Source organism: Enterococcus sp. AZ119, from assembly GCF_050546175.1.
Taxonomy (GTDB): Bacteria; Bacillota; Bacilli; order Lactobacillales; family Enterococcaceae; genus Enterococcus; species Enterococcus faecalis.
Window position 1 is genome coordinate 2,421,356 of the sequence record NZ_CP172951.1, and the last position, 12,590, is coordinate 2,433,945.

9 protein-coding genes are annotated in these 12,590 nt (G+C 35.8%); 2 read left to right on the top strand and 7 right to left on the bottom strand.

Annotated features, from left to right (window positions below; all coding sequences use genetic code 11):
- Positions 1–31: 31 nt before the first annotated feature.
- The 3 genes from IGL37_RS11780 to IGL37_RS11790 form a co-directional block, all read right to left on the bottom strand.
- Complete coding sequence (locus tag IGL37_RS11780; RefSeq protein ID WP_010707056.1) at positions 32–688, bottom strand: glucose-6-phosphate 1-dehydrogenase family protein; 657 nt, start codon at positions 686–688, stop codon at positions 32–34.
- 24 nt (positions 689–712) lie between these two features.
- Positions 713–1,921 carry a chloride channel protein gene (locus IGL37_RS11785; protein ID WP_033599308.1) on the bottom strand — a complete coding sequence of 403 codons (1,209 nt, stop codon included), beginning with the start codon at positions 1,919–1,921 and terminating at the stop codon, positions 713–715.
- Positions 1,922–1,997: 76 nt separating this feature from the next.
- Positions 1,998–5,141, bottom strand: coding sequence for a type I restriction endonuclease subunit R (locus IGL37_RS11790; protein ID WP_033918084.1), 3,144 nt, complete (start codon positions 5,139–5,141; stop codon positions 1,998–2,000).
- 162 nt (positions 5,142–5,303) lie between these two features.
- On the opposite strand from IGL37_RS11790, the gene IGL37_RS11795 reads away from it, so the two are divergent.
- Complete coding sequence (locus IGL37_RS11795; RefSeq protein ID WP_202583909.1) at positions 5,304–6,326, top strand: restriction endonuclease subunit S; 1,023 nt, start codon at positions 5,304–5,306, stop codon at positions 6,324–6,326.
- 83 nt (positions 6,327–6,409) lie between these two features.
- Positions 6,410–7,339 carry a site-specific integrase gene (locus tag IGL37_RS11800; RefSeq protein ID WP_033918086.1) on the top strand — a complete coding sequence of 310 codons (930 nt, stop codon included), beginning with the start codon at positions 6,410–6,412 and terminating at the stop codon, positions 7,337–7,339.
- A 35-nt stretch (positions 7,340–7,374) separates the two neighbouring features.
- Here the strand turns inward: IGL37_RS11800 and IGL37_RS11805 are convergent, their stop codons facing one another.
- The 4 genes from IGL37_RS11805 to IGL37_RS11820 all read right to left on the bottom strand — a co-directional run bounded on the left by IGL37_RS11805 (position 7,375) and on the right by IGL37_RS11820 (position 12,567).
- Complete coding sequence (locus IGL37_RS11805) at positions 7,375–7,866, bottom strand: hypothetical protein (protein ID WP_033918085.1); 492 nt, start codon at positions 7,864–7,866, stop codon at positions 7,375–7,377.
- Positions 7,867–7,989: 123 nt separating this feature from the next.
- A complete protein-coding gene (locus IGL37_RS11810; protein ID WP_430598794.1) occupies positions 7,990–9,204 on the bottom strand; it encodes a restriction endonuclease subunit S in 1,215 nt (404 codons plus the stop codon).
- A gap of 8 nt (positions 9,205–9,212) precedes the next feature.
- Positions 9,213–10,802: a type I restriction-modification system subunit M gene (locus IGL37_RS11815; protein WP_033918088.1), complete on the bottom strand. Its 1,590-nt coding sequence runs from the start codon at positions 10,800–10,802 to the stop codon at positions 9,213–9,215.
- A gap of 103 nt (positions 10,803–10,905) precedes the next feature.
- The gene (locus IGL37_RS11820) at positions 10,906–12,567 is read right to left on the bottom strand and encodes a PucR family transcriptional regulator (RefSeq protein ID WP_002371685.1); all 1,662 of its coding nucleotides are present in this window, start codon (positions 12,565–12,567) and stop codon (positions 10,906–10,908) included.
- Positions 12,568–12,590 lie beyond the last annotated feature (23 nt).

Sequence of the window (12,590 nt, forward strand, 5' to 3'; positions counted from 1 at the left end):
ACCAGGTACTTGGTCAGAGACGTTGTTTCGTTCATTTTTCAGATAATGCGTTATACAACGGCGCTAATTCTTGAAGCGCCTGACAACTTTTTTCTTCAATCGTTTCAAGCTTTTCCGTCGCAAACCACAACTTACCGATCTGAAATGAGCGATTGCCTATCCGCTCTTCTAAAATTTTCCGTTGTTTTTCATCTGCTAAATAATCTTTTAAAGGCAAATGGTCCACTAGTTCATGCTCTTCCTGCGGCCAAATATAATAGCCTTCGCAGTCGATGGTTTGACTCCAAGCTTCTAAACGATTAAGCAATTGATTGTAAGCGACGACTGAGCCTGCCCGCTCCTCACTTTTGTAATGTTGAAACATCAAATATACTTGAAATTGCTTTTTATTTAATAACAACGCCAGACAAGCATTTTCCGCTTGGCGTTGCTCACTGCGATACGCAGCCCAGAAATGACTGCGTAAATTCCAGCCGTTGGTCCAGCTTTCGATTTTCGGCTTAGTGATGCCGAGTTCAGCTGGTAAACCTTGAGCGATTGCGAGGTTTAAGGCTTTCCACTTTTCCCAATGTTGCTTGTAGGTTTGCTTTAAGGCATCGATTTCTGCTGATGTTTGTTGCTCTTTGAGTTGTTTAAATGTGAAGATTTCTCGGTTGAATAGGTTGAAGTCTTGATGGGTTAGGTTCATTTTATTCCCTCTTTTTAGTATCTTCTAGTTACTCTTAATAATTTTATTTTTCAATAGCCATTGTAAAAATAACACAAGGACTACAACTGGCCAAAGCGTGATTGGGAAAAAGAGCCCCACAAAAATGCCTGGTACAAGAATCGTTCCTAAGATTTGGGTTGTTAAACTCGTAGCAAAAATTGCGACAACAAAAAGCGAGTCAATTGTTGGGAAAAATTGTGCGACCGCAAACCCGATTAAAATAGCTGAAAAAACGACGGGAAAAATATCGCCACCTATCCAACCTGTCTGTAAACAAACTTGTAAAAATACTAGTTTCATTATCGCAGCGACCACCAAGATATACCAGGCTTGTTGACTACCAAAACTAGGAACTAAATGCATAAAAGATTGTCCTGAAAATAGTAATCTTGGCATTAAAATAACAAAAAGAAAAATACAGGCTGCGCCAAAGCTTACCAGTATGCTTTGCTTTTCTTCAAAAGGTTGGCATAGTTTAGCCAGAGCAGCTTGCAACCATCGATAGGCGTTACCAATTACAAAAGCAGTTAATAAAGCGGGTAAAATCAGCCATAACGAAGCCATTTCAATTTTTCCAGTTCCTAACTTCGTAATAAACGATGGGTGTCCCACCAATTTCATTAAAAAGGTAAACACCACCAACCCGTTCACAATAAATAACCCGTTCATCACTTGTTTGAGTTTCTTTTTATCCGCAGGAGCGAGCATCGTATCGTAGCGCTGAACAAACTGTTGCGGATGCAGCAAGCGCTGAATTTTTGTCCAAAATACTTGCTGTTCTTGCTCGTCATAATGAAAATAAAGGTACCGTAACTTATCAGATTGCCAGACTGACAACGAAATAATCGCTCCCAACAATGCGGCTTCAGGACCGACACCAGCCCCGAAAATTAAAATTACCAAGGCGGCCAATAAATTTCTAAACACACCTGAATAATCGACCGATTGTTTCGCCTTCAATTCTGTCAGCGCCTCATGCGCCGTTTGTGGTACTTGTCCGAAGCGTTTCTTCAGATAACTCAATACCAACGCTCCTAGCACACACAAGACAAAATAATAGAGGATTGGCCACTTCATTTGCGCTGGCAACACCTCCCAGAGCAGAGTCGTTAGCTCTCCTTCAATGATTAAAAACGCTCCTGAAATTCCCGCGATGATACTACTTAAAAATAACCCACTGACGATAATTGTCCACATTTTTCTGTTACGCATACTTCCTCCAAATGATAGTTGTTTCTTTTATAGTAGCAGATAGTTAGTGGTTTGTGTTTGAAGATTTTGGGAAGGATTATCGTAATTCATCCTCCAACGGTACTAAATATTCATCTAACGTTTGACGCCAAGCACGCTTCATTTGTTGCGGGTATTTAAATGGTTTTGCTTCTGGGTGCGTCGCTTTATATGACTCGAAGTCTTTGCTGCTGATAATATCCCCCATGTTTGGGATTGGGTTCATACCAATCATATATTGAATAGCGGATGAATGAAGTTGATCTTCTGAAACAAACCATTCTTGCGCAAATTGTGCAATCACTTGATTTCTAGTTCCTGTGAAGTAGCGTCTTTTCAAAACAAATACATCTTCTTTTTGATCTACTTTTTCATTATCCATTGCATTTAAAATTTCCCGATACACTTCTTTAACACATTCCGTTTTATTCAATTTTTGCAAAGCCTTTTCAATTTCTTCACGAATGCCTTGGCTATTTGCGGAATAATTTCCTAATAATTGATCAATATAAGAAGAGTCAATATCGTACATTTTGGCATGATTATCGCTGTAAAATTCAATCTCCGAAAAATCATTCTCTGGTTTTGGCTCTACTTCTATTAAGGAGCCTTTGATTGTTTCGTATGTTCCTATCTGTTCTTCAATCAAATGGACTTGCTCAGCTAAAGCTGGTGATTTTTCCATTTCATCATTATATTCATCATAGGTCACTAATGCTTCATAGCTATTACTTAACGCTTGAAACGATTGAACATAATCAATTCGCACATCAATCGGCTGGTTCTCATCTATCTCTTCTGGATTAAATTCTTGCATTTTACGAAAGGCTTTTTTAAATCGTTGTTTTGATTCTTTATAGGTTGGATAAATTAATCCAGATTCTTCTTTTGCTTCTGAATAAAGACGAGTCGCATTTGCGACATTTTGTTCCATTGTGTGAGGTTTTCGGAAAGTAACCACTAAGCCTTTTGTTTTATCAGGATAGGTGCGATTAGTTCTTGAAAATGCTTGAATCAAATTGGCGTATTCTAAATTACGATCGACAAATAACGTTTGAATCGTAGGTGCATCAAAACCTGTTAACAGCCGATCAACCACAATAACCAAATCAACATGACGGCCAAATTCTTTAAACTCTGCTTTTTTACGAGCTAAGCGATTGTTGATGTCTCCGTTATAGCGCTCAATGTCTTGTAAGGTCCATGAAGTACCATAGTACGCATTATACTCGGCCATAATTTTTGCTAACTCGTCTTGCTGTGCGCTACTATTCTCAGCGTTTTCTTCTAATGAATAAGTAATGGCAATTCGCGGAAAATCAGGGTCTTCCATCGTTCTCCCTTGACGAATCTGATGCTTAGGAAATTCTTTTTCTAACCAATTTTCTTTCGCTGTCATTTTTTTAATGGCATGATAATAACGTTTCGCCATATCAATTGAACTTGTTGTTAAAATTGCTGATTTTCGAGGGCGACCATTCCCAAAATCAAATTTAGTATAAGCATTATTGGGGCGGAACATTTTATGAATGACTTCTTGAATATGCTTATCATTTTCATAAATAGAACGATCCAACATTTTCTCTTTTTGAATGTTGTCCATTGCTTCTACTTCATTCGCTAACTCTTCTGGCGTGTATTCTGCATATTTGGTTTCGTTAGACAAACCATCATAGATTTTTTTATACAACGACTCGCTATCAATCGTATCTTCATGTTCCACTTGAAAGCCCAAAACAGCTTTATCTTCTAACGCATTTTTGATTGTATACGTATGTAGAACTTCTCCATATTGGTCGTGTGTCGTTCTGGCTAGTTGTCCTTGCGCTTGCTTTTTATTTTCTTCAAAAATTGGTGTTCCTGTAAAGCCAAACCAAGTGGATCTAGGAAATACTTTTTTAACATCCATCATATTTTCCGCACTAACTGCTCGGTGGCATTCATCAACAATAAAAACAATATGTTGCCCCATTAATTTTTGAAAACGATTTGTGCCCTTCTGCTCTTCTTGTTTTCGTGCATATTTCAAAGCAGCATCCAGCTTTTGACGCGTTGTCACAATGACTACGTTAGAATTCGCATCGGCCAATAATGTTTTACTCAATTCTTTGGCACTACCTGTCCCGACAATCAGACTATTAGATTTACCATCACCTGATGAAATCCCTGTGTTAAACTCCGAAGCAAATTTAGTAAACTCACTAGTTGTCTGATTATCTAAATCCTTTCGGTCCAAAAGCATAATCGTCCGATCAATCCCTGGTTTACGCGCTAATAATTTAGTAGAAACGAAACTGGTTAATGTTTTTCCAGAACCTGTAGCATGCCAAATATAGCCGGAGGTGTGCTTACTAGCAGCAACATATAAGGCTTCAATCGCATGAATTTGATAAGGATGTAAAACCATTAATACTTTGTTGTCTTGTTCTTCACTAACAATCGTATAATCGGCAATTAAGCGATGGGCATCTGGTATATTTAGCACTTGACGACAGAACTCATAAAGATTTTCAACTTTTTTATTGTCTTTTGTTCGCCAACTAAACAAGAATTTTTTATGCATAAATTGTGGTAGCGCATTCGCAAAATAGCGAGTGGTTTGTTCATTGGAAACAACAAATAATTGCAAAGTTGAAAAAATATTATTACGAAACATACCTTCCTCTGCATACTTTTTAATTTGATTAAATGCTTGAAATACACCATCTTTCGCTGTTACTTGTTTCAATTCGATTTGGACAATAGGCAACCCATTAATTAATAATGTCACATCAAACCGACTATCATGCTTTGCAGAATTAGTATTCTTTTTTGCAATTTGATTCACGACTTCATAACTAGAAATCCCCCCACCAATATCACGATTCGAATATAAAATCAAGCTCATTGTTCCTAGAGAAGCATCTTCTCGTTCGATGGTAATTTTCGCAATACCATTTTCCCCTTTTAACCATTTGGCTGCTTCAAAAGGCGTGCGTGTTCGTTCTAATAATCCTGTTTTTATGCGTTCGAATTCTTGGTCTGTTAATGGATGTTCCCCAATTGCGGCTAAATTATTTTGAATGATTTTTTCACGTAAATTACGCCATAAATCTTGTTCCGATTTTAAATCTGCTCGATACGTCCACTGATTGCGATCTTCCCCAAGAATCGCAATTAACTTGTTTTCCACTGTTGCTTCATCGTTGACACTTAGCTTCATAACCTGACCCTCACATTGTTTTATTTAATTAAATTATATCACTATATGGAGAATTTGTTCAATTACAATTGGGAACTGTGTAAGTTATCTACTGAATTTGAAAAAGTTAATGAAAGAAATGATGGCTCATTAGGGAAAGAACATTGGATTTCAGTTGCAAAGATGTATTTTCAAAATCCTGATAAAGTTCAATCTAATAATATTGACACTAGAACTTATGTAATGAGAACAGGTGACATTGCTTTTGAAGGACACCCAAATAAAGAATTTAAATTCGGTAGATTTGTCGCTAATGATATAGGAACAGGAGTTGTATCAGAGTTATTTCCAATATATAGACATAAGCAAGAATATGACAATTATTATTGGAAAAACGCCATCCAAATTGAGCGAGTTATGGGGCCTATTTTTGCAAAATCTATTACTTCTTCGGGTAATTCTTCAAACAAATTAGATCCTAATCATTTTTTAAGACAGCAAGTTTTTATTCCTAAACTTGAAGAACAAAAGAAAATTGGTTTATTTTTAAAAAAACTCGACGATACCATCACTCTTCATCAGCGTAAGTTAGACCAGTTGAAAGAGTTGAAGAAAGCGTATCTGCAAGTAATATTTCCTGCAAAAGATGAACGAGTGCCGAAGTTACGATTTGCTGATTTTGAGGAAGAATGGGAACTGCGTAAGTTGGAAGATTTAGCAAACAAATATAATAATTTGCGTATACCAATAACAGCATCTAAACGTATTTATGGAAATACACCCTACTATGGAGCTAACGGAATTCAAGATTTTGTTGAGGGATACACACATGATGGAGAGTTCATTTTAGTAGCAGAAGATGGAGCTAGCAATTTAAAGGATTATCCGGTTCAATACGTCAATGGTAAAGTTTGGGTTAATAATCATGCACATGTTCTCCAAGCAAAAAGGTCTAAAGCTGATAACAAATTTTTAATGAATGCAATAAAAAGTATCAATATAGAGCCTTTTTTAGTTGGTGGAGGACGTTCAAAATTAAATTCTGAAGTTATGATGAATTTGGAAATCAATACTCCTTCAAAAGATGAACAGCTTAAGATTAGTACACTCTGTAAACAATTAGATGATATCACAGCACTTTACCAAAACAAGCTTAACCAACTAAAGAACTTAAAAAAATCCTACCTCCAAAATATGTTCATATAAAACTGAATATTTACACACTTTCCTACCTCCGAGATAATAAAAAAGATGATTCGTTCATCAACAATTATCGAGGAGGTTTTATTTTGGTTAAGAGAAAGAGAACAGAGCAGTTATTTCATGAGTATTTTAGTGAATGGGTGGAGCTATATAAGGTAGGGGCGATTCGGGATATTTCGTTGCAAAAATATTATATTGCGGAACAATGGCTTGCTGAGTTGGCACCTGGTTTAAAAGTAAAACATTTGGATCGGCAACGGTATCAGCAGTTATTAAATGACTACGCGTTAACCCACGAACGGCAGACAACCATGGATTTTCATCATCAATTAAAAGGAGCAATTTTAGATGCAGTCGACGAAGGACTTATTTCAAAAAATCCAACACGAAAAATTGTCATTAAAGGAAAAGCACCACGTCCTAAAAAATCAAAATTTTTAAACCAATTTGAAGTTCAGGCTCTTTTGAAAGAATTAGAGTTAGGCGAGCAGCTAAACTGGGATTGGTTTATTTTATTGGTAGTTAAAACGGGCCTACGCTTTTCGGAAGCATTGGCGCTAACGCCAAAAGATTTTGATTTTTCTAAACAAAAAATAACTATTGAAAAAACATGGAATTATAAGAACCCCACTGGTTTTTTCCAATCAACAAAAAATGAATCTTCTAAACGCAAAGTACAAATTGACTGGCAAACGGCAATGCAATTTTCTCAATTGATAAGAAATATGCCACCAATGGAACCAATTTTTGTGAGAGGACGTGTCTTTAATTCTACGATTAATAGTCGCTTAAAAGTCTTATGTAAACGTGCGCAGATTCCAGTGATTACTGTCCATAGTTTACGCCACACACATGCCTCGCTATTATTATTTGCTGGTGTTTCAATTGCCAGCGTGGCGACTCGGTTAGGCCATTCTAGTATGACAACTACGCAAGAAACCTATCTGCATATTATTCAGGAATTAGAGAATCAGGATAACGATAAAATTATGCGCCATTTGGCGATGTTGATGTAGAAAGAAGCGCTCCAAATTTCGGAGTGCTTCTTTCGTTATAAGTTAAGTAAAGATTTTGCATTTACACGATCATACAATTCGATTAACAATTCTTTATTGTCTTTCATTTGCGAATAAACAACTTTTAGCCAATCTTTTTGAAATTCATAATCATTAATAATATCTTGAACAAGCTGAGCTTTAAACGTAAAATAAGGCTGAGCCGTTCCATGTTTTTCTGAAATCAAAGTGTGTAGTAAAGTATGTTCCAATAAATTACAATAAACTAAACGGTCAGGTAGTTGTTCTTCCCATGGCGCAACTAGAGCATAATCTATAGTTGATAAATTTGGATAGTTATCCTCTCCAACATGATGAATTTCCAATCCCTCCATTGACCGAGTAATTTTAGGATTTTTAGATTTACAAGTTGGAGTCCTGAAATAAGAACCTGGAACTGGACCATACTTATTATTTAAGTACGTGACAAGTTCAGAATAATTCATTTTCACAAGTTTTTGATATTCTTCTTGCAAGCTGTTTGCCAATAATAATCATCCTTTCTTTTTTCATAACAAGGATACTCCTTTCGATGATATTGTGCAACGTTGAACAATATTTTATATAAACAATCCCAGTTACTTCTGCTTGTAGCAGTAACTGGGATTGAATTAGATGAACATGTTTTGGAGATAGGCTTTTTTAAGAGCCTTTAGTTGGTTGAGTTTGTTTTGACGAAGAGCGATAGTATCATCGCTTTTTTTAAAAAAAGCGCCTATTTTTTGTTGTTCTTTTATATTCTTCGTATAAGGAAATTTTATGTTTGCGAAATTTTCATAAAATAAATACTCCCGAACACTACCTTCTGTATTTCTCTTTACTTCTCTCACAAAAGCAGGAGATTTTATAAACTGTAGAATAAAATCGTTATTTAAATTATCTTCCATTTGAAGTACAACATATAGGGAGCTAACAATAACAGGCTTTCCAAGCGTATTGAAAGCAATTGATCCAACGTTGATTCTTGCTGGATTATATGCAAACTCATATGGTTCGACAATCTTATATGAATGTTTTTCTAAGGTATCTAATCTATTTCCGTTAAATTGCTCAGATTGAGAAATAAGTCCAGATTTATTACTTACAGAATACGCAGGGTAATTTAAATTTTGAGAATTTTTTTTCCCCGTTTTTTTACTGAATGCTTTAAACTTACGCTGATCCCATTCTCCTTCAAAATCAGCAAATCTCAACTTAGGAACTTTATTATTTTTAGTATTCATTGAAATGAGCATCGCTTTTAGGTACGCCTTTTTCAGTTCTTTTAGTTGATCTAACTTACGCTGATGAAGTGTGATAGTATTGTCGATTTGTTTAAATAAGTTTCCTATCCTAACTTGTTCTTCAATGTTTGGACGCAAGAATTCAAACCCTCTAACTTTACTTAACGCAAGGAATTTTTGAGTGCCACCAGCATTTTCATTTCTGATATATCTGTCAAACACTGGTGATTTAAGAATGTGTATCAAAAAGCCATTTAATATTTTCCTCTGTTCTTTAATAAGCGCAACATTCTTAATAGCAAAGTCATCTCTAAAAATCTGTACAGGATTTCCAATAGTTCCTATCATCCCAAATAAAATATCTCCAATATCAACTTTTGATCTTTTATTTATGGATTTGAAATCTTTATAAGAAATAAGAGAAACATCTGATAAGTCTAATCCAAAATCTTTCAAGTTTTTTGAAGTAACCAGTGGATATCCATCATCAAAATATTTAGGAGAATCATGGGTTCCATCTCGAACATCACTTTCCTCCCCTAACTTACACAGTTCCCAATCTTCCTGAAACCCGCGGAAACGGAGCCGAGGGACCTTTTTCATCTCGTCCCTCATCCTCCAAACACCTCTTTCGTAGCATCTATCAGTGCTTGAGTTTCCTCCGTTACCACCAGGTCATCAAGCATAGCTAATAACTCAGCTTCTACTTTTTTTATTTCCTGGTTTGTGGATTTGATTTCATTATTTAATGCCACCAAATCCACAGGCGGTTCCTCCTCGAATGTATCCACGTAGCGTGGGATATTCAAGTTATAATCATTTTCAACAATTTCTTCAAAAGTCGCCACATGCGCATATTTTTCTACATCTTGACGTTCAATATAAGTTGAAACAATTTTGTCAATATGTTCGGTTGCTAATTTATTTTGGTTTTTCCCTTTTGTAAATTCTTTACTTGCATCAATAAATAAAACATCTCGATTGTCACGATTTTTCTTAAGAATAATAACCGTAGTCGGGATTGATGTACCAAAGAATAAGTTGGCAGGCATGCCAATAACTGCGTAAATACTACCATCTTCTAATAATTTTTTACGAATAACACCTTCGGCAGCACCACGGAAAAGAACTCCATGTGGCAAGACAATCGCCATAGTTCCTGAATCTTTTAAATGATAATAACCATGCAGTAAAAAGGCGAAATCTGCTTTCGATTTCGGTGCTAATTTGCCATAACGGTTAAAGCGTGAATCATCTAAAAATGAGGCATCTGCCGACCATTTTGCCGAATATGGAGGGTTCATTACTACTGAATCGAAGGTGTACGGCTCATCGGTTGGCCAATCTTTATTGAGCGTATCTCCATTTCGTAAGTTCATATCTTCTGCTTCCACACCATGCAAAATTAGGTTCATTTTTGCAAGATTGAAAGTAGTCGTATTCAGCTCTTGTCCATGATACTTGACACTTTTTGGATAATTCAAGTAGTTACGGACATTCAGCATTAACGAGCCCGAACCCATCGTTGGGTCAAAAACACTAAACAACTTTTTATCTTCCTGACCCAACGCTACAATCCGCGCCATCATATCCGAAACTTGATGCGGAGTGTAAAATTCTCCTGCTTTTTTTCCAGCTTCAGACGCAAATTGCGAAATCAGGAACTCATACGCATCACCAATCACATCGCCTTCATGAGCCGTGACATCAATATCATTTAATTTTTTTAATACTTCCGTAATTGTTACATTTCGTTGTTGGTCATCGGAACCTAATTTTTTCGATTGTAAATCAACATCATCAAATAAGCCATTAAATTGTTTATAATTTGAAGATAAATAAACAAAGGCTTTTTTCAAGTCATCTAATTGGAAAACATTTTGTTTTGCCTGTTCTGCTAAACTGCTAAATAAATAATCTGGCTCAATATCATAACTTAATGTATCGACTAAGGTGTCAACTAAGTCTTGACGAGAGTCCTCATCTTTTAGCAATTCTTTATATAGCTCTGTTTGTTTTGTTGGCGTATCATATTCTTCTAGTGACTCATCTGCTAATGTCACTACTGTTTGTAATAATTTATCAGATAAATATTTATAAAAGATTAATCCTAATAAGTAATTCTTGTACTCAGACGCATCCATTTTACTTCTAAGATTGTCTGCAGCGCTGAATAACCGTTGATTTAATTCTGCTCCCACATTTATAACCTCCTATTTATTCAAGACAAATAAAAAAAGACTTACACAACCTTACAGTGTAAGTCTTTTTTGCTAGAAAAGCAATATCGTCGACAAATTTTCACTACTCGAATCCCACAAACAACGCCACTTCCAGCGCCAACAAGTCCACTTCCTTATCAAAATCCAACAGCACTAGCTGTTCAATTTTCTCCAATCGCTGTAATAAAGTATTACGATGAATAAAGAGTTTTTTGGCTGTTTGAGACAAGTTTCGTTTTGATTGAAAATAGACATTCATTGTATGGACAAAGTCGGTATGTTGCTGTTGATCACTTTTCTGCAATGGTTGAAGATATTTTTTTCTGAGGGTTGCTTGTCCTTCTTCTAAAAAATAACGTTGCAATGTCTGTCTAAGATGAAAATTCGCGTAGGAAGCAATCCTCATTTCAGGTTTTTCTGCAATGAATTGGCGTTGAAAGGCTAAAACGTCAATCGCTTGTTGATAAGATTCATGAATCTGGGTCAGACCTTGAATCTTAGGTCCTATTGTTAGGAAAAGTTCCACATCTTCTTGTACTTTCATTAACTGATTTATACTACTTTGTGCTAGGCGTTGCATCATTTTCAGATAATCGCCTTCTTTTTCAGGTGGATCTTCAACTAATAAGACAAAGGAACTGTCAATTTCAATACAAACAATTTTTTGTTTGTCCCCTAAGATAACTTGGTTTAGCTGGTTACCTAAAATAGACATTCTTTCTTGCCTTTGGCGTTCATTTAAGGTTAATGAAATTAGCAAAATCGCATAGGGCTTATCTATTGCCAAGCGATAATATTGTTGAAATTGTTGGAAGACAGCTTGATCCCTCTTTTCATGCGCAATCAGCTTAAAAAATAATTCGTTTCGTTGTTGGTATTCTTCAAATTTACGTGAGTATTCCAATTGCAATTGTAAAAGTAAGTAATGAGCTGTGATTTTAAAATGAGCCACGTCGACTGGTCGTAATGGGGCCAAGGTGTTCCAGACGAGCAAATAATATAAAATAACATTTTTCTTTTTAATTGGATAAATTTCAATTGGCACCACTTGGTTCTGGAGTTTCAACTGTAAATGAATCGGTTCTTGATAAAAGCGTAATAATGGATGACTTTGTTCCAATAATTGTTTTTGGAACTCTGAGGTTTCTTGTCTATCTTCTAAAATGCTAGAAATACGAATTGGATTTTTAGGCAAGTCAAAAAAATTAACTCCTTCAAAGTGGTCATTCAATAACAAGACAGGATTTTGAATGGTTTCTGCTAGATCCTGCAGCAAATGAAAACTGCTACTTCCCGTTTCTAAGATTTGATAAATTTTATTATGCAATGCGGTTTCTTGCGCATTCATGTCAAATTGTTCTAACGTGACACGACTTTTCAACACGTCAGCAATTTGCGAAAAGGTGTAATTGTAAGGAATTGCTAAAATAGGAACGTTCATTTCATCTGCTAATTTGATTAGGTCTGGTGGAACTTCTTCAAAATAACGTTGGGTTTTAAATCCCAAGGCAGCACAATGGTGTTTGGCTAGTTCTTTCAAAAAATTTTTCTGTAATTTCCGATCATCTTTAAATATGTACCCTGTCGTTAACAGCAGCTCACCTGCTGTTAGCCAATCTAAAATATCAGGATTTTCTAAAATATTGACTTTTAAAATCGGTTGGTCCTGATTTTTATGTCCTGCCACTAAGGTAATGCCAGGTAATTCTTCTAACGTTAATAAATCACTCACTTTTAACATCATTTATCCTCCCAATGTACAAATTG

Bases quoted from the DNA above. Each gene is read 5' to 3' on its own strand.
- IGL37_RS11820 (WP_002371685.1), bottom strand. From the start codon at position 12,567: ATGATGTTAAAAGTGAGTGATTTATTAACGTTAGAAGAATTACCTGGC.
- IGL37_RS11780 (WP_010707056.1), bottom strand. From the start codon at position 688: ATGAACCTAACCCATCAAGACTTCAACCTATTCAACCGAGAAATCTTC.
- IGL37_RS11785 (WP_033599308.1), bottom strand. From the start codon at position 1,921: ATGCGTAACAGAAAAATGTGGACAATTATCGTCAGTGGGTTATTTTTA.
- IGL37_RS11810 (WP_430598794.1), bottom strand. From the start codon at position 9,204: ATGAAAAAGGTCCCTCGGCTCCGTTTCCGCGGGTTTCAGGAAGATTGG.
- IGL37_RS11795 (WP_202583909.1), top strand. From the start codon at position 5,304: ATGTATTTTCAAAATCCTGATAAAGTTCAATCTAATAATATTGACACT.
- IGL37_RS11790 (WP_033918084.1), bottom strand. From the start codon at position 5,141: ATGAAGCTAAGTGTCAACGATGAAGCAACAGTGGAAAACAAGTTAATT.